General features: G+C 54.7%; 29 protein-coding genes. 5 read left to right on the plus strand and 24 right to left on the minus strand.

The window, feature by feature from the left end:
• Window positions 1-16: 16 nt before the first annotated feature.
• The 20 genes from J8C01_RS07280 to rpsL form a co-directional block, all read right to left on the minus strand.
• On the minus strand, window positions 17-640 hold the full coding sequence (locus tag J8C01_RS07280; protein WP_148263977.1) for a 50S ribosomal protein L6: 624 nt from the start codon (window positions 638-640) through the stop codon (window positions 17-19).
• On the minus strand, window positions 612-1004 hold the full coding sequence (rpsH, locus tag J8C01_RS07285; protein WP_081464771.1) for a 30S ribosomal protein S8: 393 nt from the start codon (window positions 1002-1004) through the stop codon (window positions 612-614). Before rpsH ends, J8C01_RS07280 begins: the two co-directional genes overlap by 29 nt.
• A 32-nt stretch (window positions 1005-1036) precedes the next feature.
• A complete protein-coding gene (gene rplE / locus J8C01_RS07290; RefSeq protein WP_081464772.1) occupies window positions 1037-1573 on the minus strand; it encodes a 50S ribosomal protein L5 in 537 nt (178 codons plus the stop codon).
• 29 nt (window positions 1574-1602) lie between these two features.
• The gene (rplX, locus tag J8C01_RS07295; protein ID WP_211431484.1) at window positions 1603-1836 is read right to left on the minus strand and encodes a 50S ribosomal protein L24; all 234 of its coding nucleotides are present in this window, start codon (window positions 1834-1836) and stop codon (window positions 1603-1605) included.
• The gene (rplN, locus tag J8C01_RS07300) at window positions 1833-2210 is read right to left on the minus strand and encodes a 50S ribosomal protein L14 (protein ID WP_041569142.1); all 378 of its coding nucleotides are present in this window, start codon (window positions 2208-2210) and stop codon (window positions 1833-1835) included. The genes rplX and rplN overlap by 4 nt, the downstream gene beginning before the upstream one ends.
• 34 nt (window positions 2211-2244) lie before the next feature.
• The gene (gene rpsQ, locus J8C01_RS07305; protein WP_081464773.1) at window positions 2245-2493 is read right to left on the minus strand and encodes a 30S ribosomal protein S17; all 249 of its coding nucleotides are present in this window, start codon (window positions 2491-2493) and stop codon (window positions 2245-2247) included.
• On the minus strand, window positions 2493-2690 hold the full coding sequence (rpmC, locus tag J8C01_RS07310; protein WP_211431485.1) for a 50S ribosomal protein L29: 198 nt from the start codon (window positions 2688-2690) through the stop codon (window positions 2493-2495). The genes rpsQ and rpmC overlap by 1 nt, the downstream gene beginning before the upstream one ends.
• On the minus strand, window positions 2690-3127 hold the full coding sequence (rplP, locus tag J8C01_RS07315; RefSeq protein ID WP_081464775.1) for a 50S ribosomal protein L16: 438 nt from the start codon (window positions 3125-3127) through the stop codon (window positions 2690-2692). Before rplP ends, rpmC begins: the two co-directional genes overlap by 1 nt.
• A gap of 12 nt (window positions 3128-3139) precedes the next feature.
• Window positions 3140-3823, minus strand: a complete 684-nt coding sequence (gene rpsC, locus J8C01_RS07320; RefSeq protein ID WP_041569143.1) for a 30S ribosomal protein S3 — start codon at window positions 3821-3823, stop codon at window positions 3140-3142.
• Window positions 3824-3831: 8 nt separating this feature from the next.
• A complete protein-coding gene (rplV, locus tag J8C01_RS07325) occupies window positions 3832-4194 on the minus strand; it encodes a 50S ribosomal protein L22 (RefSeq protein WP_081464776.1) in 363 nt (120 codons plus the stop codon).
• Window positions 4195-4222: 28 nt separating this feature from the next.
• Complete coding sequence (gene rpsS, locus J8C01_RS07330) at window positions 4223-4510, minus strand: 30S ribosomal protein S19 (RefSeq protein ID WP_081464777.1); 288 nt, start codon at window positions 4508-4510, stop codon at window positions 4223-4225.
• 20 nt (window positions 4511-4530) lie between these two features.
• Window positions 4531-5352: a 50S ribosomal protein L2 gene (gene rplB, locus J8C01_RS07335; protein ID WP_081464778.1), complete on the minus strand. Its 822-nt coding sequence runs from the start codon at window positions 5350-5352 to the stop codon at window positions 4531-4533.
• Between the two features lie 19 nt (window positions 5353-5371).
• On the minus strand, window positions 5372-5674 hold the full coding sequence (gene rplW / locus J8C01_RS07340) for a 50S ribosomal protein L23 (protein WP_041569699.1): 303 nt from the start codon (window positions 5672-5674) through the stop codon (window positions 5372-5374).
• Window positions 5675-5685: 11 nt separating this feature from the next.
• Window positions 5686-6333 carry a 50S ribosomal protein L4 gene (gene rplD / locus J8C01_RS07345; protein ID WP_081464779.1) on the minus strand — a complete coding sequence of 216 codons (648 nt, stop codon included), beginning with the start codon at window positions 6331-6333 and terminating at the stop codon, window positions 5686-5688.
• 33 nt (window positions 6334-6366) lie between these two features.
• Entirely contained in the window at window positions 6367-7005 is a 639-nt protein-coding gene (rplC, locus tag J8C01_RS07350; RefSeq protein WP_081464780.1) for a 50S ribosomal protein L3, read from the minus strand.
• Between the two features lie 25 nt (window positions 7006-7030).
• The gene (rpsJ, locus tag J8C01_RS07355; RefSeq protein ID WP_014099978.1) at window positions 7031-7354 is read right to left on the minus strand and encodes a 30S ribosomal protein S10; all 324 of its coding nucleotides are present in this window, start codon (window positions 7352-7354) and stop codon (window positions 7031-7033) included.
• A gap of 34 nt (window positions 7355-7388) precedes the next feature.
• Window positions 7389-8576 (minus strand): elongation factor Tu, encoded by a 1188-nt coding sequence (gene tuf / locus J8C01_RS07360; RefSeq protein ID WP_014099979.1) that lies wholly within the window; start codon window positions 8574-8576, stop codon window positions 7389-7391.
• A 34-nt stretch (window positions 8577-8610) separates the two neighbouring features.
• Window positions 8611-10725, minus strand: coding sequence for an elongation factor G (gene fusA, locus J8C01_RS07365; RefSeq protein WP_014099980.1), 2115 nt, complete (start codon window positions 10723-10725; stop codon window positions 8611-8613).
• A gap of 23 nt (window positions 10726-10748) precedes the next feature.
• The gene (rpsG, locus tag J8C01_RS07370) at window positions 10749-11222 is read right to left on the minus strand and encodes a 30S ribosomal protein S7 (RefSeq protein ID WP_041569144.1); all 474 of its coding nucleotides are present in this window, start codon (window positions 11220-11222) and stop codon (window positions 10749-10751) included.
• 64 nt (window positions 11223-11286) lie between these two features.
• Entirely contained in the window at window positions 11287-11706 is a 420-nt protein-coding gene (gene rpsL / locus J8C01_RS07375; RefSeq protein ID WP_041569145.1) for a 30S ribosomal protein S12, read from the minus strand.
• A gap of 580 nt (window positions 11707-12286) precedes the next feature.
• On the opposite strand from rpsL, the gene J8C01_RS07380 reads away from it, so the two are divergent.
• Window positions 12287-13399 (plus strand): ABC transporter ATP-binding protein, encoded by a 1113-nt coding sequence (locus J8C01_RS07380; RefSeq protein WP_041569700.1) that lies wholly within the window; start codon window positions 12287-12289, stop codon window positions 13397-13399.
• Window positions 13400-13419: 20 nt separating this feature from the next.
• On the opposite strand, the gene J8C01_RS07385 is transcribed toward J8C01_RS07380, so the two are convergent.
• Window positions 13420-14328: an ADP-ribosylglycohydrolase family protein gene (locus J8C01_RS07385; protein ID WP_211431486.1), complete on the minus strand. Its 909-nt coding sequence runs from the start codon at window positions 14326-14328 to the stop codon at window positions 13420-13422.
• Between the two features lie 147 nt (window positions 14329-14475).
• On the opposite strand from J8C01_RS07385, the gene J8C01_RS07390 reads away from it, so the two are divergent.
• The 3 genes from J8C01_RS07390 to J8C01_RS07400 all read left to right on the plus strand — a co-directional run bounded on the left by J8C01_RS07390 (window position 14476) and on the right by J8C01_RS07400 (window position 17958).
• Complete coding sequence (locus tag J8C01_RS07390) at window positions 14476-15300, plus strand: cytochrome C assembly family protein (RefSeq protein ID WP_014099985.1); 825 nt, start codon at window positions 14476-14478, stop codon at window positions 15298-15300.
• A 103-nt stretch (window positions 15301-15403) separates the two neighbouring features.
• A complete protein-coding gene (gene hemA, locus J8C01_RS07395) occupies window positions 15404-16753 on the plus strand; it encodes a glutamyl-tRNA reductase (RefSeq protein WP_014099986.1) in 1350 nt (449 codons plus the stop codon).
• Window positions 16750-17958: an NAD(P)/FAD-dependent oxidoreductase gene (locus J8C01_RS07400; RefSeq protein ID WP_211431487.1), complete on the plus strand. Its 1209-nt coding sequence runs from the start codon at window positions 16750-16752 to the stop codon at window positions 17956-17958. The genes hemA and J8C01_RS07400 overlap by 4 nt, the downstream gene beginning before the upstream one ends.
• A 1-nt stretch (window position 17959) precedes the next feature.
• Here J8C01_RS07400 and J8C01_RS07405 read toward each other — a convergent pair whose 3' ends face one another.
• Window positions 17960-18781 (minus strand): menaquinone biosynthetic enzyme MqnA/MqnD family protein, encoded by an 822-nt coding sequence (locus J8C01_RS07405; RefSeq protein WP_211431488.1) that lies wholly within the window; start codon window positions 18779-18781, stop codon window positions 17960-17962.
• Between the two features lie 6 nt (window positions 18782-18787).
• Window positions 18788-19291 carry a peptide deformylase gene (gene def, locus J8C01_RS07410; protein ID WP_014099989.1) on the minus strand — a complete coding sequence of 168 codons (504 nt, stop codon included), beginning with the start codon at window positions 19289-19291 and terminating at the stop codon, window positions 18788-18790.
• Window positions 19292-19451: 160 nt separating this feature from the next.
• Between def and J8C01_RS07415 the strand changes: the two genes are divergently transcribed.
• Window positions 19452-20744, plus strand: coding sequence for an MFS transporter (locus tag J8C01_RS07415; RefSeq protein WP_211431489.1), 1293 nt, complete (start codon window positions 19452-19454; stop codon window positions 20742-20744).
• On the opposite strand, the gene J8C01_RS07420 is transcribed toward J8C01_RS07415, so the two are convergent.
• Window positions 20707-22017, minus strand: a complete 1311-nt coding sequence (locus J8C01_RS07420) for a serpin family protein (protein ID WP_211431490.1) — start codon at window positions 22015-22017, stop codon at window positions 20707-20709. The two genes, J8C01_RS07415 and J8C01_RS07420, sit on opposite strands and share 38 nt — an antisense overlap.
• Window positions 22018-22069 lie beyond the last annotated feature (52 nt).

A 22069-nucleotide genomic window follows, 5' to 3' on the forward strand; every position in this document is an offset into this window, starting at 1 on the left:
AGCTTTAGAGTTCGTCCTACTTCTTTCCTCCTTTGCCACCAGATTTTCCTGGTTTCAGGAGGATTGGCTTACTAGCATAACGAATGCCTTTGCCTTTGTAGGCATCAGGAACTCTCAGTTTTACTAGATTCGCTGCAACTTGTCCAACAAGCTCCTTATCAGAACCCTTAATCGTCAGTGTGGCTTGGTACTGCTGTATTGGTTTTTGTAACTTTTCAATAATGCAATCTATACCATCTGGAAGGTGGTATTCTACTGGATGGGAGTAGCCTAGACTAAAGACAAGCTTATTGTCTTTCTTATCTACTTTGTAGCCAACACCAACTAAGTCCAAGTCAACTGAGAACTTGGATTGAAGTCCAGTAATAGCGTTGTTAATTAGAGTCCTCAACAATCCTTGATATTGATGACTTGAGTTATTGAGTGACACAACCCGAAGATGTCCATCCAGAATATCTACCCTTAGACCTTCATTGATTTTCAACTTAAATGAAACTTCACCCTTCGCTATAGAAAGAGTACCATTTTCTATTTTTACAGAGAGCCCAGAGATTTGAATTGGACGACTACCTATTCTTGACATTGTTTTCAGTAAAGGCACTGTAGAAAAACTAGTAAACAAGGCAGAGAACTTCTCCACCGACGTGCTTCAGATAGGCTTCCTTACCAGTCAGTATGCCGCGCGAGGTGCTGAGTATGCAAGTACCAAGACCATTAAGAGGACGAGGTATTCTATTTACATTGACATAAACCCTTCTTCCCGGGCGGGAGACTCTGGAAAGATGCCTGATTGCAGGTTCAGAAGACTGAGCATACCTGATGTAAATTCGTATTGTACGTTTATGACCCTCACCTGTAATTTTATAGTTATTAATATAACCTTCTTCTTTTAGAATCCTGACAATCTCGGCCTTAATCTTAGAGTAATTAACATCTACTTTTAGGTGCCCTGCCTGTGTAGCATTCCTAATTCTAGTTAGGAGGTCGCTTATTGGGTCAGTCATACTCTTCTCCAAGAAATCTTTATACTAGCAAGTCATTTCCTAAATGGCATTCCAAGGCAAGATAAAAGCTCTTGTGCTTCTGCGTCAGTTTGAGCTGAAGTAACAAAGGTTATATTCATTCCTCTAAGCTTATCAACCTTGGCGATGTCTATCTCAGGAAAAACAATCTGTTCTTTTATACCAAGAGTATAGTTTCCACGACCATCAAATGACTTGGTAGATACTCCCCGGAAGTCACGTACACGTGGTAGTGCTATCTTAACTAGGCGTTCAAAGAACTCATACATCCTTTTACCGCGTAAAGTGACCATTACTCCAACTGGGTCTTGTTCACGTAGCTTGAAGGAGGCAATTGATGACTTGGCACGGGTTACCACCGGCTTTTGACCTGTAATGAGCGCAAGCTCCTGTAGACCCGTCTCAAGAACCTTCAGGTTTTTTGAGAGTACATAGTCTTTACCGAGACCCATGTTAATAACTATTTTTTCTAGTCTCGGTACCGACATAACATTCTTATATCCAAATGTTTTACACATTTGACTTATCGCTTTTTCTCTTGCCGTCAACATACCACTACTCAAACGATTTCTATAGAAGATTATTTCTTCTTGACCTTCGAGAAAGAAAGCCAAGTTTCTTCTTCTATAATACCTCCATTGTTTTGGGAAGTTTTCTTGATGTGTTTTTTACTCATTGAGATTCCTTCGACAAGCAGTCGCAGATTGCTGCGGTCTATTTTCTTAACCAAGCCTATCTTACGCTTATCTTTACCGGAAATCAAGATTACACTGTCACCAACTCTCAAATTTTTTGATAGCTTATTACTTTTCATACTACCTCAGGTGCCAGTGAAATTATCTTCATGAACTTCTTGTCCCTTAGCTCCCTAGCAATCGGCCCCGAAACACGAGTCCCCACAGGATCCCATCCCTCGCTACCTTTCTTTACTAAAACAGCCGCGTTCTGATCGAAACGAACATAGCTGCCGTCTTTCCTGCGTACTTCCTTGCGAGTCCTCACAATAACAGCCTTTACAACTTGCCCCTTCTTGATAGTACCATCAGAAGATACCTCCTTGACATTTGCAGTAATAATGTCCCCAAGAGTGGCTCTTCTCCCAACCGAGCCACCGAGTGGTAAAATACAAGATATTTTTCTTGCACCTGAGTTGTCAGCAACATCAAGTATAGTACGCATCTGTATCATGGAGTATACCTCCTCACTTGAAAAAGAGGAAAATCTAGTGGACTTTACTCATTAACTCCTTGACCACCCATCGCTTCCTTGCAGACAAGGGACGAGATTCAACTATTCTTACCTTGTCTCCAACTTTACAGGAAAGTTCATCATGAGCTAGAAATTTTGAGCTACGTCGAACATACTTCTTGTATATTGGATGCATGACTAAGCGCTCTACTTTTACCGTGACTGTTTTTTTGTTTTTTGCACTGACAACAAAGCCCACTTTCTCAACTTTTTTACTTTTCATCACTTCTCTCTTGTCCTCTTCTCGCCTATTACAGTCTTGATCCTGGCTATGTTTTTTCTAACTATGGGAAGCTTGTTAGCCGCTTCGCGAATACCTAAGTTTTTCTTTATAGAAAGTCTTGTCAATTCTAACTTCATTTCTTTTTCAAGGGTAATCAGTTCATGTACAGACTTTGAACGAATCTCATTTAGTGTCATTACAGTATTGCTCCGTTCTCTGAGTCTCGTTGAACAAACTTCACTTTTATTGGCAGCTTTTGAGCAGCTAGGTACATAGCATCACGGGCCAACTCTTCACTCACTCCTTCGACCTCGAAAAGTATTCTCCCGGGTTTGACTACTGCTACCCAACCCTCAGGAGCTCCCTTTCCTTTACCCATTCGGGTTTCTGCTGGCTTCTTGGTAACAGGCTTGTCTGGGAAAATCCTAATCCATATTTTCCCACCTCTTTTAAGAGAACGCGATATAGCTATTCTAGCAGCTTCTATCTGACGACTGGTTATCCAGGCAGGTTCTAGAGCCTTTATGCCGAACTGTCCAAAACTAATCCTAGCACCTGATGTTGCTAAACCTGAACGGCGTCCTCTTTGCTGTTTTCTGTACTTTGTCTTTTTAGGAGATTTGTATTCAGCCATGTCTTTGTTATCTCATTTTACCGAGGTTGCTCTGCGGGAGTCACTTTGACCAAGCGTGCGTCTCACAGAATATATTTCGCCTTTGTATATCCAGACCTTTATTCCGATAACTCCATACGTTGTGTGTGCTTCTGCAAAACCATAGTCAATATCAGCCCTCAACGTGTGAAGTGGCATTCTGCCTTCAAGATACTGTTCGCTTCTTGCAATTTCTGCACCGTTGAGCCGTCCTGATACTATTACCCTAACCCCTTGTGCACCAAAACGACGTGAACTCTCAGTCACTTTTCGCATTGCCCGCCTGAAAGCGATGCGTTTTTCTATCTGTAAAGCAATTTGCTCTGCTTGCAGTTGGGCATTTAACTCTGGCTTCTGTATCTCTTGTATGTATATGCTCACATCCCGACCTGTTTTCTGCTGTATCTCAAGCTTCAATTTGTCTATCTCAGCACCCTTTCTGCCAATGATAACACCTGGACGAGAAGTATGGACGACAATTTTCAACTTGTTGACAGCACGCTCTATATCAATCGAAGCTACTCCGGCACCAGCAAAACGTTGCTTTAATTCCTTGCGCAAAAAGAAATCCTCTGCCACAAGCCTTGCAAACTCTGTATCTTTTCCTGAGTACCAAGTTGAGCGCCAAGGTCTCACAATTCCTAGCCGAAAGCCATAAGGATGAACTTTTTGCCCCATCACTTCACCTACTCTTCATTGCCATCAGAGAGTACAAACTTTACAGTAAAGAGCCGACGCTGCTCTCTATAAGCTCTTCCCATTGGAGCTGGCCGAATACGACGTCGATGCTTTGTCAGCCCGGTGTTTACGTGGCACTCTTTGATAAAAAGTTGCTCTATATTCAGTTTTAGATTGTTTTTCTCAGATAGATATTCAGCATTAGATATAGCTGACCACAAAACTTTCTTTAGCACCGAGGCTACTCTCTTTCTACTCAGGTTAAGTAATGCTAAGGCCTCAGTCACGTTGCGGCCACGTACTTGGTCAATAACCAGTCTTGCTTTCTGTGGCGATCCCTTTGTAGAACGAAGAACTGCTATAAAATGCATTTCCTAGACCTCTTCTTAAGCACTATAACTACCTACGCTTAGCCGATTTCTCGTTTTTATCCCCTGCATGGCCTTTGAACGTACGTGTTGGGGCAAATTCACCTAGTTTGTGACCTACCATATTCTCAGATATAAATACAGGGATGAATTTTTTTCCATTGTGTACAGCAAAGGTGTGCCCAACCATATCTGGTATTATTGTTGACCTCCTCGACCAGGTTTTGATGACACGTCTTTCGTTTGTTTCTCTCAGCTGCTGGAGAATATCACGTATAGAATTATCTACAAATGGTCCCTTTCTTATTGATCGAGGCATACACAACTCCTTGAATCAAACTACTTCCTACGCCGAACTATATACTTCTCTGTCTGCTTGTTACGCCGGGTTTTGTAACCACGTGTCGGCATTCCCCAAGGAGTAACAGGATGTCTTCCACCTGAGGTTTTTCCCTCTCCGCCACCATGTGGGTGATCTACTGGATTCATGGCAACCCCACGAACCTCTGGGCGTAATCCCCGCCACCGTGCCCGTCCTGCCTTTCCAAGAGATACATTCTCATGATCCAAATTACCTACTTGCCCAATTGTTGCATAGCAATTGACAGGGATTTTTCTCACTTCACCAGACGGCATGCGCAACTGAGCCATTTCATCGTCCTTAGCAATAAGTTGTGCTTTTGCTCCGGCTGCTCTAACTAACTGCCCTCCCCTCCCTGGCTTGAGTTCAATGTTGTGCAAGTCGGTTCCAAGCGGTATCTTAGATATCGGAAGTGCATTACCAGGGATAATGTCTGCGTCAGGACCAGATAACACAAACTGGCCTACTTTGAGGCCGTTCGGTGCAATTATATAACGCTTTTCGCCATCAATATAGTTTACAAGTGCGATCCTTGAAGATCGATTTGGATCATACTCAATTCTTGCTACCTTACCAGGTATCCCAAGCTTATCGCGTTTGAAGTCTATGATTCTGTATAGACGCTTGTGCCCCCCACCTCGGTGACGGGTTGTAATTCTCCCATCGCTATTTCTACCTGAAATCTTCCTCTTCTTCTCCGTTAGGGACTTGAGCGGACGCTCACGTGATAGTTCAGAATCAACGATAAACGTCTGAAAGCGCCTCGCAGGTGATGTAGGTTTTACACTCTTGATTGGCATAGCAATTCCCTAGTGTATTTTACAAAGAATTTGCATAATCTTCTATGCTGTATCCAGGGGCAAGGGTAACGTAGGCTTTTTTCCAGTCACTCTTCTTGCCTACATAGCGTCCCCGGCGCACCGTCTTACCTCTGTAACTTGCTGTATTTACGGATCTAACCTTCACATTGAAGAGCTTTTCTACTGCATTCTTAATGTCTATCTTTTTTGACTTCTTATTGACTCGCAAAACAATCAACTGACCTACATTGAGAGCTTGATCTCTCAAGTTGAGGGCTTTCTCACTTACCAGTGGCGATTTTATAACTTCATAGATTTTCATTTTCCCCACCATCACTGTCCCTGTAGTATCCGGGTCAAACATTCAGTTAGGGCGGTAAGTGCTCTTTGGCTAATCAGTATTTTCTCATGCAGAAGGAGATCGTAGATATTGAGACCCAGTGAGTTTATGAGCTTCACGCCCTCAAGATTTCTTGAAGCAAGCAGTAAGTTTCTGTTTTCCGTTGAGTCCAAGATTAATACCTTATGACGGTCCAACAGTCCAAGTGCACATAACTTAGACCTGAAAAGTTTTGTTTTGTGGCTTGGCAGATTAAGGTCATCAACAACAACGACTGCCCCCTCGCGAATTCGTTCAGCAAAAGCAGTTGCAATCGCCTTCCAACGCTTCTTCCTTGGAAGAGTGTATGACCAATCTCGCGGTTGAGGTCCGTGAACGTTTCCACCACCCTTCCACAAAGGTGAGCGAAGACTTGAAACACGTGCCCTTCCCGTCCCCTTCTGCTTCCACAACTTCCTACCTGAGCCAGAGACATCTCCCCTTGTCTTAGTAGCAACCGTTCCTTTACGTCCCCTAGCACGATACTCGTGAACAGCTTCCCATATTAGTGTGTTGTTCAGCTTCTGCTCAGATAAAATACTATTTATCTCTAAATCAATGAGCGGCTCGCTGTCTAAGTTATACATTTTCACCGTTAACATCTTTAGGACCTCTGTCACGGAGCTGAAGCTGACCTATGAAACCGAAGTTTTCTTGATAACAAGATAGCTCCCATTAGCACCAGGAACAGCACCTCGGACAAGGATAACCCCTGCACTTTCATCAACCTTTACAATTTTTAGGTTTTTTACTGTGCAGTTTCTATTTCCCATGTGCCCAGCCATCCGGCTTCCCTTGAAAACCCGCGAAGGAAAAGCCGAGGCTCCAATTGAGCCGGGTGCACGGTGAAACATTGAACCATGTGTCGCGCGCCCACCTCCAAAGCCATGGCGTTTAACAAAACCAGCAAAACCACGCCCCTTTGACTTCCCGGTAATAGTGACAAGTTCATCTGACTTGAATATGTTAGCTAGAATTAGTGACCCTATTGGAAAATCATTAACATTCTTCACTCGAAATTCTCTAAGAAGCCGTGTTGGTGGAGTTCCTTTTGCTGTTTTTTCAAAGTGACCACGAAGTGGCTTTGTTACCTTCCTGGGTGCCTTGGCTTCAACCAATCCAACTTGGATAGCATCATAGCCATCTTTAGCTTGAGTTTTATGCTGAGTTACAACACAAGGACCAGCTTTTATGACTGTCACTGGAACCAAGACACCATTCTCTTGGAAAATCTGTGTCATGCCAATTTTTATACCCAAGATACCAGTTGCCATATCAATATAGCCCTAACTATACAAACTACTTTTTTTCTTTGAAGAAGGTCTTTATCTGGACGTCAACTCCGGCCGGTAAATCTAGCTTCATAAGAGCATCTACTGTCTGAGGTGTAGACATCAAAATATCAACCAACCGTTTATGAGTGCGAATTTCAAACTGTTCCCGTGATTTTTTATCTACGTGTGGCGAGCGGAGAACTGTAAAGCGACTCTTCGACGTAGGCAGCGGGATCGGTCCAGCTACACGCGAACCCGTCCGGCGGGCCGTCTCGACAATTTCCATTGCAGACTGATCGAGTATCCGATGGTCGTAAGCTTCCAACCTGATACGTATTTTATCGTTCATCTCAGTTCTCCCTAGGCGGCGAGAAAAACCCAACTCATTCGAGGATTTCCGAAATCGTACCTGCGCCGACCGTCCGTCCCCCCTCCCGAATCGCAAACCGCAGCCCCTTCTCCATCGCTATCGGTGTAATCAACTCCACCGTCAACGCCACATTGTCCCCAGGCATCACCATCTCCACCCCCTCCGGCAACTCCGTCACCCCCGTCACGTCCGTCGTCCGAAAGTAAAACTGCGGCCGATACCCCTTGAAAAACGGCGTGTGCCGCCCACCCTCCTCCTTCGTCAACACGTACACCTCCGCCCGAAACTTCGTGTGCGGCGTAATCGTCCCAGGCTTCGCGATCACCTGCCCCCGCTCTATCTCCCGCCGCTCCACACCCCGCAGCAGCAACCCCACATTGTCCCCAGCCTGCCCCTGATCCAGCAGCTTCCGAAACATCTCCACCCCAGTCACCACCGTCTTCCGCGTCGGCCGTATCCCAACCACTTCCACCTCGTCCGACACCTTCACCACACCACGCTCCACACGCCCCGTCGCCACCGTCCCGCGCCCCGATATCGAAAACACATCCTCCACGGGCATCAAAAACGGCTTGTCAATGTCCCGCACCGGCGTCGGTATGTAGTTGTCCACCGCCGCCATCAACTCCTCTATCTTCGCCTCCCACTGCGGCTCCCCGTTCAACGCACCAAGCGCGCTCCCCCGAATGACCGGAATCTCGTCCCCGGGAAAGTCGTACTTCGACAGCAACTCCCGCACCTCCAACTCCACCAAATCCAGCAACTCCGCATCGTCCACCATGTCGCACTTGTTCATAAACACCACCATCGCCGGCACCCCAACCTGCCGCGCCAGCAAGATGTGCTCCCGCGTCTGTGGCATCGGCCCGTCCGTCGCCGCCACCACCAATATCGCCCCGTCCATCTGCGCCGCACCCGTAATCATGTTCTTGATGTAGTCCGCGTGCCCAGGACAATCCACGTGCGCATAGTGCCGCGTCGCCGTCTCGTACTCCACGTGCGCCGTGTTGATCGTAATCCCACGCGCCTTCTCCTCCGGCGCCGCATCAATCTGATCGTAGGTCTTCTTCTGTACCTTCGGATTCTTCTTCGCCAACACCGACGTAATCGCCGCCGTCAACGTCGTCTTCCCGTGATCCACATGCCCAATCGTCCCAATGTTGACGTGCGTCTTACTCCGGTCAAACTTCTCCTTTGACATGGCTACTCCTCAAAAACCAGATTTACCTTGGCACTCAGTTTGCGGCTGCCCCTTTTGCCTTGGCAATAATCTCTTCAGCCACGGACTTGGGCGCTTCCTCATAGGATTTGAAATGCATGGTGTAAATAGCGCGCCCTTGCGACATCGAGCGCAACACCGTCGAATAACCAAACATTTCAGAAAGCGGCACTGCTGCAGAAATAATCCGCGAGCCAGCCCGCTCCGAAAAACCTTCAATTCGCCCACGGCGTGAACTCAGGTCACCAGTAATCGCTCCAAAGTATTCTTCTGGCGATTCAACTTCCACAGCCATTACCGGCTCCAACAAAACGGGCTTGGCTTTCTTTGCAGCATCCTGGAAAGCCATCGAGCCTGCAATTTTGAAGGCCATTTCGTTTGAGTCAACCTCATGGTAGCTGCCAAACACCAACTCCACCTTGACATCAACAACTTCATAGCCCGCAAGGATTCCACGCTCCATGGCTTCCTTGATACCAGCCTCGACAGCCGGAATATATTCACGTGGTATCACGCCACCTACAATTTTGTTCTCAAAAACAAAGCCTGAGCCCGGATCAAGTGGATATAGTTTGATTTCAGCATGTCCATACATCCCACGACCGCCGGTTTGCCGGACATATTTTCCAACTCCTTCAGATGGCACACGAATCGTCTCACGATAGGCAACTTGGGGCCGTCCTACATTGGCGTCAACGTTGAACTCCCGCTTCAGGCGATCCACAATAATCTCAAGGTGCAACTCTCCCATCCCGGCGATAAGCGTCTGGTTCGTTTCCGGGTCAGTTTTGACCCGGAAGGATGGGTCTTCCTGCGCCAGACGACCAAGCGCCACACTCAACTTGTCCTGATCCTGCCGCGTCTTCGGCTCAATGGCCACCTCAATGACCGGTGTAGGGAATTCCATTGACTCCAGAATAATGGGAGCCTTTTCATCACAGATGGTGTCACCAGTAATCACATTTTTCAGCCCGGCAACAGCCACGATTTCACCAGCATAGGCTTCCTCCAAGTCTTCACGCTTGTTGGCGTGCATCTGCATGACCCGGCCTACCCGCTCCTTGACTTCTTTTGTTGAGTTGAGAACGTAGGAGCCAGAGGTCAGAACACCAGAGTAAATGCGACAAAAAGCCAGTTGGCCAATATGCTTGTCGGAGAGAATTTTGAAGATCAAACCTGAAAAAGGCTCATCATCTGCAGCGCGGCGAATAGCCTCTTCACCTGTACGCGGAAGCACACCTTTTACAGGTGGAATATCAACTGGTGAAGGTAGATAGTACACAACAGCGTCCAGTAGCTGTTGAACACCTTTATTCTTGAAAGCTGAACCGCAAAGAACAGGAACGATATTCATTGCTATTGTTTCACGCCGCAAAACGGCACGCAGCTCAGCTTCTGATATATCCGCCCCCTCCAAGTACTTTTCGGCAATCTGGTCGTCAACGTCCGCAATCAGCTCGATCATTTTGTCACGAGCAGCTTTTGCCTCATCCAGAAGTGACCCGGTTGGCTGCGAGAAAAGCATTTTCTGCCCGTTGCTTTCCTCATCCCACCGCACAGCCTGCATGGTGATAAGGTCAACCACGCCCTCAAAAGCATCTTCAGCACCAATAGGATGAAAGACAGGAATTGGGCGGGCATTGAGGCGGTTGCGAATGGAATCCACGCTTTTGTAGAAGTCAGCACCTGCCCGGTCCATCTTGTTGATGAAGGCAATCCGAGGAACGCCGTACTTGTTCGCCTGCCGCCAGACGGTTTCAGACTGTGGCTGAACGCCAGCTACTGCATCAAACACTGCCACCGCGCCGTCCAAAACGCGCAGCGACCGTTCAACCTCAATGGTAAAGTCCACGTGTCCGGGCGTATCAATGATGTTTATCCGGTACTGGTCGCCTTCGACAGCACCACCAAGCCGCCAGAAGCAGGTTGTCGCTGCAGATGTAATTGTGATCCCACGCTCCTGCTCCTGAACCATGTAGTCCATCGTCGCCGAGCCTTCATGGACCTCCCCCAGTTTGTGGTTACGGCCCGTGTAGTACAGAATCCGCTCGGTCGTGGTTGTTTTACCGGCATCAATGTGTGCCATGATGCCGATGTTGCGAAACTTGTTCAGCGGCGCCTTCCGTGCCATAACGTCCTCACCACCCCAAAAAACTACCAACGATAGTGCGCAAAGGCACGGTTTGCGTCCGCCATGCGGTGGACCTCATCACGTTTCTTGACGGCTGCCCCGCGCAAGTTGGACGCATCGAGCAGCTCATTGGCCAGCCGGTCAACCATGGCTTTCTCGCCCCGTTGACGCGCATAAGTAATCAGCCAGCGTATGGCCAGGGCGTTGCCACGTCTCCGGTGATCCACTTCAATAGGCACTTGATACGTCGCCCCGCCCACGCGCCGCGAACGGACTTCGACCCGAGGCCGCACGTTGTCCAGCGCCTTTTTGAAGACCTTGAGCGGGTCATCATCCGTCTTGGCCCGGATGGTTTCCATGGCGCGGTAGAATATCTTCTCGGCCACGGAACGCTTCCCGTCCCACATCATGCAGTTGATGAACTTCGTCACAATCTCACTGTTGTAGATCGGGTCAGGCAGGACTTCTCTTCTTTCAGCAACTCGTCTCCGTGGCATAGCTTACCCACTCCACCTCAGCCTGAGAAAAACCTTCCCATCTCTTCGGGGACTGCTTCTTCGGCTATTTCTTCTTGACGGCAGCACCTTTTGCTGGCGCACCCTTGCCAGCCTCTTTGGGACGCTTCGCGCCATACTTGGAGCGCCCCTGGCGGCGATTGGCAACACCCACAGAATCCAGTGTCCCACGCACGACGTGGTAACGGACACCGGGCAGGTCCTTAACCCTTCCGCCCCGGATCAACACAATCGAGTGTTCCTGGAGGTTGTGGCCAATGCCAGGGATGTACGTCGTCACCTCAATACCATTGACCAACCGCACACGCGCCACCTTGCGCAGCGCCGAGTTGGGCTTCTTGGGTGTCTGCGTGTACACCCGGGTGCAGACGCCCCGCTTCTGCGGACATCCCTGTAGGGCAGGACTGCTCGTCTTGTATTTGACTTTCTCCCGTCCTTTCCGAACGAGCTGATTGATCGTTGGCACACCAACCTCCGAAAAAGCCGACGCTAAACAAGAACCGTCATTTCGCAGTGACTTGCCACTCCCAAACGGCTGGCCGTCACCTTGCGAGTGACCCAACGGTTTTCCGAGTGACGAAACGCCTATACTAAGCGTTTCCCCAAAGAACTGTCAAGCCCCAATCTGGTTGAGTGTTTCGTGACGCCGGAACTTTGGCTTCCGAGCCTGTCGGGCCCGCCGCCTGGCCAGCACTTCCCGCCCTTCGCGCCCGACAGGAACCAGGCAGACCAATGTCACCCTCGCTCGCAGGCATTCCCAGACAGACATTCCCGGACACAAAAAAGCGCTTCGCAACAGTGAGACAACAAAACGGCGTATGATGCAGTTTCAATAGAAGCAGAGCGCACTGAGTCAAGTGGCGTGACGGCTGAACCTTTGCACGAACGTGGTCAAGCGGCTTCGTGCAAAGTTTTTGGAACGGTGCGTTCTGCTTCTGTTTCAACGTAACGACCTTTACCTGCTGCTCGTTTCTGCCTACGATTGGTCGCCGGTTCTTCAGTGTAACGGCCACAGTAAGCCACTTACGCTGCTTTTGTGTCCTGCGATGTTACCTGCCGTCGAGGCTTTTGCGCTTACCAAGCGTTATGGCGCACACCTGGCGCTCGCGGAGGTTTCGCTGCGGGTCGAAGCCGGTGAATTTCTGACCCTTCTCGGTCCTTCGGGATGTGGCAAGACGACCCTGCTGCGGCTGATTGCCGGACTGACGGCACCTGACGCCGGGCAGATTTATCTGGCTGGACAGGAAGTCACCCACCTGCCGGCATACCGCCGTCCCGTCCACACGGTGTTTCAGAGCTACGCTCTGTTCCCACACCTGAATGCGTACGACAACATCGCGTTCGGGCTTGCCCGCAAAGGTCATGCGCCGCCAGCCATCCGGCAGCGCGTCGAAGCCTTGCTGGCACTTGTCGGATTGGAAGGCATTGCCTATCGCTACCCCCATGAACTTTCCGGCGGTCAGCAACAGCGCGTCGCTCTGGCGCGGGCACTGGCCTGTGAACCGCCGGTGCTCCTGCTCGATGAACCCCTGGCAGCCCTTGATCCACACCTGCGCCGCCACATGCAGCGCGAGCTGAAAGCCCTCCAGCACCAGCTTGGCACCACCTTCGTCCTGGTCACTCACGACCAGACGGAAGCCCTGATGCTCTCGGACCGGATTGCCGTCCTGCGTCGCGGACGAATCCTTCAAACCGGAACACCCCAGACGCTCCACGACGAACCCGAAACGGCCTTCGTTGCTTCGTTTATCGGCAACTGCAACCTGCTCCACGGACGCTTGCACAGCCTCCAGCCTCCAGAAGCTGGCGTCATCATTGGCGGTGCCATCGTCACCGCCCGGTGCCGCCACAGGGACGTAAAGCCCGGACAGCCCATCACCCTGGCTGTACGCCCGCAGTCACTCCGGCTTGAACGGGCCAGTGCAGACCAACCCCTTCCGCCGGGTCAGCTCACCGGAGTTGTGACCGAACGCCTGTACGTCGGGGCCGAAACCCACTGGACGGTCTGCCTTCCAGACGGACAAGCCCTCGTTGCCGCCCTTCGCCCGGAAACACTCCAAACCTGGGAGGTCGGCTCACAGGTTCACATCAGATGGCACCCGTCCCAGGCCGTCGTCGTCAAACCGGATGCTGCAGCCGACGACGAATCCCCGGTGTAGTTCCCCATTGTGCCGGTACATCACACGTGAACTGCCTGCGTGGCCAGCTCGAACAACCGCGCCCCAAGCACTTCAAGGCGGGCATGCCCTTCCAGGCGGTACACCCACCGCTGCGGCAACGCCAGACGGGTCAGTTTGGCTCCCAGCAAAGCCCCTGCCACCGCCGCGTTGGTATCCGTCGCGCCGCCCAGCGAAACGACGTTTACCAGACCATCTTCAACACCTGTGGCGGTCTTCAACGCCCACAAGCCAACCCCCAGCGCCCCCAGAGCGCTGCCGGAAACATCCAGTTGTGCCGGGTCAGGAGACGACACCACAGCCTGCCGCACCTCCGGCAGCACGTCACCTGGCAAACAGGCTTCAGGTGTGAAGGGTTTACCCTGGACAAGCTGCACCACAACCTCCCCCAGTACGAGTGCGGCCTGTACAGCAACCGGGTCCCAATGGGTCAGACGCGCCACAGCAACCATATCCGCCTGGCGGCGGGCAGCATCCATCACCCGGTACAAAGCCACCGGAAGGCAGCGCGTCAGATGCCCGCCATCCGGCGGACTGAACTCAGGATCAAAGAACGCCCCTTCAGAGGCTTCAGCCGGGCTTTCCCCGGCCTGAAAACGGCCCAGAACATGGCGTACCAGCGGCGTCATGTCCTTCGGATGGCTCCGAAACCAACCTTTCAACCGCCGGACAAGATCAGTCTCGTCCAGCGCCCGCTGCGTACAGATACTTTCCAGCGTCAGCAGCAGAAGCTGCCCTTCATCCGCCAGTTCGCCGGGCGCTGACCGGACAGATGGCACGGGTTGGAATTCACGGAGCGACTCAAAACGGCCATACTCGCCAATGTCGTTGGCACTGAGACCTTTGAAGGGAAAGCCCAGCGCATCCCCAATCGCGGCCCCCAGCAGGCAGCCCTGAAAGTTTTCCTTCATAACGGATTCACGCGGTCTTCAAATTCAGGCAGTTTTGTCGGCGGCACCAAAGCCGGACGAATTGAGCGCCGCCGGGCCGACACGTAACATGGCATTGGGTTGAACTTCGCTGGCACCTCCGCCTGGCCCTACCGGCAACTTCCAATCATGTCCACACTGCTGCTTATCGCCGTTGCATGTTATGCGTTTGGCGCCGGTCATGCCATCTTCACGGTGTGGCGGACACCCAATCCACGCTGGTTCTGGATTGCACTGTGGCTGATGGCGGCGGGTTTTGCGGCGCACACCTCGTCCATCGTCGTTCGCGGCTGGGAGGTCGCCCGGTGTCCCCTGCTGAGTTATCAGGAAGTCTGTTCCTTTCTGGGATGGTCCATTGCCGCATACTTTCTGGGCGCCTATCTGTGGTATCGCTCGAAATCGTTTGCGGCCTTCGCCATGCCGATGGTCTTTCTCTTCGCCCTGGCGGCCTGGCTTCTGCCAGCGCCAAGTGACACCGCCGCTGTTCTGAAATTTTATGGGCAGACAGCTTCCCTTCTGACCCTCCATGCCGTGCTGTTTGTCTTTGCCTACGCCGCCTTTGCCATTCTGTTCGTTGCTGCCATCCTGTACATCGTGCAGGAACGGCAGCTCAAGCAAAAACAGTTCGGCCCGCTCTGGTCCCGGCTGCCTTCGCTGGACACCTGCGATGATGTGAGCGGCAAGGCGCTCATGATCGGTTTTGTGCTGCTCACACTGGGCATCCTGACAGGGATTGTCGGCTCACGCCGGCTCAACGGCGTGTACTGGCATGGCGATCCGCTGGAGTTTCTGTCTCTGGCCACTTGGCTAATCTACTTTTGTGTGGTTCATTACCGTCTGACGGCTGGCTGGCGCGGCCGGCGGGCGGCCTGGTTGGGCATCGTCGGCTTCGCCATGGTCATCGTGAGTCTGGTCGGCATCGGCTGGTTCAACGGTTTTCACAGCATCGGTTAGCCCCCTCTGCCGACTTTTTGCCAACCGGACTGGTTTTCCTTGATGCGGCTTGGCAAGTTTTACGTCGCCCCTGCCCCCGGTTTTCCAGACAGGTGTTCAGCTCATGAACGTGCTTCTCGTCGGCATCAACCACACCACAGCTCCGGTCGGCGTGCGCGAGCGTCTGGCTTTTTCTGAAACCGGGCTGCCAGTCGCGCTCCAACGGCTGTTGGCTGGCGGCAGTGTCAGTGAAGCCGTCATTGTCTCAACCTGCAACCGGGTCGAAGTCATCGTTGTTCCCAGTCTGCCGACGGCCGAAGCCGTCGAGGCGGTCACGACCTTCCTCTGTGACTATCACGATGTCCCGGCAGGACAAATCCGCCCCTATCTGTACGTTCACCAATCCAGCGCAGCAGTGCGGCACGTCCTGCGCGTGGCCGCCAGCCTCGACTCCATGATTGTCGGCGAAAGCCAGATTCTGGGACAGATCAAACGGGCTTACGCCTTGGCAGCGGCTGCCAACACCGTGGGACGCCACCTGCACCGTCTGTTTGAGCGGGCTTTTGCGGTCGCCAAGCGTGTTCGGACGGAAACCGGTATCGGTGCCCATGCCGTTTCACTTGGCTCAGTCTCAGTGGAGTTGGCCCACAAGGTTTTTGACCACCTGACCGACAAGGTGCTGCTGCTCATCGGCGCCGGAGAAATGGCCGAACTGGCTGCCAAGTGTTTCTTCGAGGCTGGCGTGAACTCGCTTTTCGTTGCCAACCGCACGCTGGCCCACGCACAACACCTTGCCGATTGTTTCAACGGCGGCGGCCGCGCCCTTGGACTGGATGAACTGCCAGCGCGGCTTCACGAGGCCGACATCGTTGTGGCGTCCACCGGGGCCACCACCTATCACATCACTCCGGCCATGGTTCGCGCGGCGCTGGACCGCCGGCGCTACCGGCCGCTGCTGCTTTTCGACCTTTCTGTACCACGGACCATCGCCCCCGATGTGGCTGTCCTTGACAACGCCTTTGTCTTTGACCTCGACGACCTCCAGCGCGTCATTGCCGCCAACCAACGGGAACGCCGCCGGGAAGCCGAACGCGCCGAAGCCATTGTCGAAGCCGAAACCGTTGCCTTCATGACCGAAGCCGACCGGCTCGACATCGGCCCCACCGTGGCTGCGCTCAGGGAACGCCTGACCGACATCTGTGCTGCCGAGTTTGAACGGCACCGGAAACGCCTTGGCCCGCTGACCCCGGAACAGGAAGCTGCCATGCGTCAGTTTTTGCTGGAAGGCATCGTCAACAAGACGCTCCATCCGCTCATCCTGGGATTGCGGGAAGCCGCCCGGCAGGGTTCCGAACTCGTTGACCTCCGGCGCGCTTTCGCCCTCGACAGCGTCTCCCTGAAAACCGATGCGGTCGCGGAAACCGATGCCGCCAACCCCCACGAGGAACCGGGCAGCCAACGCCTCTACCGATGACCTCGACTTCCTTCTGGCAGGCCACGGCCGGATGCCCTTCAGCTCCGGCCCCAAGGGTCAACGACGTTGACTGTCTCATTGTCGGCGGCGGAATTGCCGGCGCTTCGGCGGCCTATGCCCTGGCGCAGGCCAGACCGGACTGGAAACTGGCGGTCGTTGACCGACGCCAAATCGCTGGCGGCGCAACCGGCCGCAATGCCGGTTTTCTGCTTGCCGGAACGGCCGACCACTACGCTGTCGCCGTCGCCAGATACGGCCGCGAAACGGCACGCGCGGTCTTTGCCACGACGGTGGCCAGCCATCACCACATTCGGACGTTTCTGGCTCACCGTCCTGACGTGGAGTGTGACTACATCCCCTGCGGCAGCCTGACGCTTGCCGGAACGCAGGAAGAAGCCGAAGTTCTGGCGCACTCGGCCGAGCTGCTGCGCGAAGATGGCTTCGATGTGGACTTTGTTCCCCATGACCCGCTCCGGCGCGGCTTCTGCGCCGCCATCCGCAACCGGCACGATGCCGGTGTCCATCCGGTCAAACTCGTCCACGCCCTGCTCGCTGCCTCTGGCGCAGCCATTGTTGAAAACTGGCCCGTAGCCACGTTGGAGAGCACTCCGGCAGGTGTCGTCGTGCAGGGTGAACGCGGACAACTGCGCGCCAGGCGGGTCCTTCTGACGCCAAATGGTGAAGCGGCCAACCTCCACGCCTACTTTGCTGACAAGGTGTTTCCCAAACGCGGACAGATTTTCGTCACCGCCCCCTATCCCAGCCGGCTGCTCTCCGAAGTCGTCTATGCCAACGACGGCTACGAATACTTTCGGCAACTGCCTGACGGACGTTTTCTGTTCGGCGGCGGTCGGCGCGCCTTTGCCGCCACCGAAACAGGGACGGATGAAACGCCGACGGCAGATGTCCAGAACTTTCTGGAACGCTTCAGGGACCGTCACTTTCCCGAACTGATTGACCTGCCCATCACGCACCGCTGGGCAGGGACAATGGGCTTCACGCCGGATGGACTTCCCCTGTTGGGGACGCTGCCCGGTCAACCGGAGATTGCCTTCTCCATTGCCTGCCACGGCCACGGCATGGGCTTCAGTCTGGAAGTTGGTCAGCTGGCGGCTGAACTCGTCATCACCGGCAAGCCACCGGCGCTGTTCGATGTGGCACGGCTGGAACGCAATCCGGCTTCACGCCCGGCGGCGCACGTATGAGTTACCCACAGCCCGGCGTCGCCGGCAGCCACCGCAGCGGACGCACCTGATCAATCAGCCGGTGTTTGGCGGCCAGCGTCCAGTAGTGCGTCAGTCCCGCCAGATCGTCGGCTTCCAACCCGTAGTGGATGTTTTCTTCAAGATACGTCACCAGGGTTTCAACCGGCAGTCCCAGCCGGGGGGCATAACGCGCCGCCAGCGCCGGTCGGGCGCACAGACCGGCATCCCGTGCCGCGACGAAATCCAGCCCGGTCACGGCTTCCCGGGCGCTTTCCCGTACCGCCCAGATGGCAAACACGAAAGGGAGTCCCGTCAGGCGTCGCCATTCACCCGCCAGATCGAAAATGTGCAGACCGGTTCGGTCAAACGTCAGGGCCGGGTCGCCGATGATGACGGCGGCATCCGCCTCCGACAGCATGTGCGGCACGTCCGGCGGTGCGGGATGGAAAGCAACTTCGCGGCGATAAAACTCGGCAAACAGAATCCTGATGAGCGAAACCGACGTGCGTGACGAGGTATCGAGCGCCACGGTTCTGATTTCCGGGAGTGGCTTTTTGGCCGCCATGACGACACTGCGCACCGTGTGTTTTGAGCCGATGGCTACCCCCGGCACAGCCAGCAGACCCGGAATGCGCTGATATTCAATGGCCGGTATCAGGGCGGCGGCGACATCACCCTGCCGCAGCAGTTCCGCACAACGCGCCGGCGCGGCATCGGTGATCAGACGGCATCGCTGGCGCTGCTCACCGGTCAGAAAATCCTCCATGAGCACTGCTGAGTTGAGGTAATCCGACGCCGCAATGGTCGGCAGCTCCACAACCACGGCGGTTCACCACTTCCCTTCGCGCTTCAGCTTCTGAATCTTGCGCCGGATGAGTTCACGGCGCAGCAACCCGGCCTTCTCGATGAAGAGTTCACCCTGAAGATGGTCATACTCGTGGAGCACACAGCGGGCTTCGAGGTCGAGAAAGTCCCCCTCGAACCATTCGCCCTTGACGTTCTGGGCCCGTACGATAACCCGCGCCGGACGCTCTACTTCAAAGTAAATCCCCGGAAAGCTGAGACAACCTTCATCTCCAACCTGTGTGCCTTCGGTCTGGAGAATTTCCGGGTTGATGAAGACAAACTGCCGGTTTTTTTCCTTGCTACAGTCCATGACGAACAGGCGCCTGGAGACGCCCACCTGGGGCGCGGCCAGTCCGACTCCTGGCGCGTCGTACATCGTCTCAAACATATCGGCGACGAGCTGTTCCAACGCCGCATCGAATTCGGTCACGGGTGAGGCCTTTTCCGTCAGCACCTTGGCGCCATACTTGACGATTTCACGTTTCATGCCCTTTATCCATCTCCGTTGATGGTCGCTTGCCGGAGGTAGCATAGCACCGGAAAGGCCGGGCGTCGCAGCCGGTTTGCCGTGCCGGTTTCAGCGGGAACCTTCAGCCGGCAAAACGACAAGCTCCCGGCCGGCCGGGCATGGTAGTGTCGGCTGCCTTATGGATACGGCGACTTCCCTTTCCGCACCGGCTTCCACGGCCCATACCGGCAGTTTTGCCAATCCCAAGGCGCTCAGCCTTGCCTGTCTGGCGCACTTCGTCAACGACGCCTATTCGAGCTTTATTTTTCCGCTGCTGCCCCTGATGACAGCGCAGTTGCACCTGTCGGCCGCCCAGGCCTTCTGGCTCATTCCGGTCTATGCGCTGTTCTCGAACTTTCTTCAGCCGGTCTATGGCATGCTCTCTGACCGCTGGTCGCGGCGGAGTTTTGCGCTGGCCGGCCCCCTGCTGGCGGCGCTGTTTTTGTCGGCCATCGGCTATGCGGGCAGTTACGGCTGGCTCATGGTCGTCCTGATTATGGGCGGCATGGGTGTGGGAATGTTCCACCCGCAGGGTGCAGCCATGGCGGCGGTCGCCAGCGGCCAGCGCCGCCGACTCGGCATGGCGCTCTTTTCAGCCGCCGGTACGCTAGGTGTAGCGTTTGGGCCGCTCGTCGTGACCCAGACCGTCACCCACTTCAGCCTGGGGAGCACGTTGTATCTGGCGCTGGCCGGTATCGCAGCCATCGTTGGGCTGTTCTTCTGGCTGCCGCCCCTGCCAGCCCCCAAGCGGCTGGCGGCTGAAACGACGACGACAGAAACCGGCCCGGGTCTGTTTCAGGCGCTTCAGCTTGCCAGTGTGCCGCTTCTGGCGCTGTATGCCATTACGGTCGTGCGCGCTGCCACGCAAATGCTCATCAACGCCTACTACCCCTTCATCCTGCAGGCGCAAGGGGCCTCGCTGACCCACATTGGCAACGCACTCACTGTCTTTCTCCTGGCTGGCGGCATCGGCGGGCTGGCCGGCGGCTTTCTGGCCGAACGGTTCGGCGGACGCGCCGTTACCGTGCTTTCCGGCCTCACCTCCGGCCCTCTGCTCGCTGTGGCCTTTCTCGTCCCGCCCCACTGGACACTTCCGTGGCTGGTCTGTGGCGGCTTTGCCCTTGGGGCCACGATTCCCGTCAACGTCGCCATGGCGCAGGAACTTGTCCCGCAGCGGACGGCCACCGTATCGGCGCTGATGATGGGCTTTGCGTGGGGCGTCGGTTCGCTGGCCCCGCGCGCCTTCGAGCCGCTGACACCGTTTATCGGCGGCTATCACGGAGCCATTATCGGACTGGCGCTCGGCACGATGCTCAGCACTGTCCTTGTCCTCTGGCTGCCACGGGAGGCCCGGCGTCCGCTGCTGCGTCTCTCATGGCGCCTGCCGCACCGGTTTACTCCGACACAGCCGGATTCATCACTCGCCCCATAAACAGCGTCGCACCGCTGCGGTTGTCCCGAATGACGAACAGAAACGGATGGTCTGCCCGAAACACCACCGGGCGCGGTGGTTCGGCACCGATGGACGTTATCCGCATGCCGACGCCCGTGGCGGCGGCGGCTTCCGTACCTTCCTCGTTGACCTCGACGAACGCCTTGTGGGCAATGGCGTCAATGAAAAGTTCGGCCTGCCGGGTCATCGCCGAGAAATCAGCGCCTTCCGTAAACGCCAGGGTCATTCCCAGCGCCTTCATGTCATCTGTCAGGTGTTCCAGCCGCAGCGTCAGTTTGAAGCGCGGCACACTGACCTGCACCTCGCGCGCAATGGCTTTTTCGACGACTTCCTGAAGCTGGGCGGCGGTGAGTCCCTTTTCCAGCGCCGGCAGGCCATCCGTGGCATTCGGCAGCAGGATGACCATGGAGAGTTCGTTGCCGCGATAGGGCAACGTCAACGCCTGGAACGTGCCGCCGTCAAAATGGGCGTAGCGCCCGGTGCGGTTCATCATCGCCACCGTGACCGTCCCCCCACGTGCCAGGCGGAACTGGTCCCGTTCGTTTGTGGCATCGCGGTCAAAGGCCTCAGCCCAGTTGCCCTTGAAGTAAATGGCGTTGGTCAGCACCAGCCGCGTCATGGGCGTGATGAAGCCCGGCGGAAGCAGGTCGGGAATCCGGCGGTTGGTCTTTGTGGAAACCCAGTCGTTGATTCGGCTGCGCGTACCTTCCGGGTTGCCCCGAAAATCAACTTCCTCCAGCCCGGCCCCATAGTGCTGCCGGGTGGCCGAAAGGAAATCCGGCTCGAAACCCAACCCGCGCTGTCCCCACAGCGCATTGGCTACAGCCAGCGTGTAGGGCGCGTTGGGCGTATTGATGAGCCGGTCCTGGGCGGCAAAAGCGGCGTGGGGAATGCCATCGGGAAACTGAAGTGCAACCTGCATTTCCGCCAGTGTTGCGCCCCGCGCACCGAGCGCCGTCATCGCCAGGGCGGAACTGATGCTGTAGGGCGAAAAAAACAGATTGCCGTCCGTTTGACGGCTGAGCCGTTGGTGCAGGGTCACAGCAAAGCGGTTGACCCCGGCAGCGGCATCGCGGGGGGCAGTAGCGGTGTTCATACGTGGCTCCTTGGAAACAGGGGAAGTCGTGGCCGGTGTCCCGGACGCCGGGCGCGAAGCCGGGCGGCGTTTGCGCTTCTGGGCTGAAGCATCATGGCTTGCCAGCAGCCACAGCGCCACCAGACACAGGCTGAAGATACGGATGGGCATCGTCATTGAGAAAGTTCCTCCGAAGTCAGTGGGCGTCAGCCGTCAGTGAGGTCGGCGC

Source organism: Chloracidobacterium sp. D (assembly GCF_018304685.1).
In the GTDB taxonomy this organism is placed as follows: domain Bacteria; phylum Acidobacteriota; class Blastocatellia; order Chloracidobacteriales; family Chloracidobacteriaceae; genus Chloracidobacterium; species Chloracidobacterium thermophilum.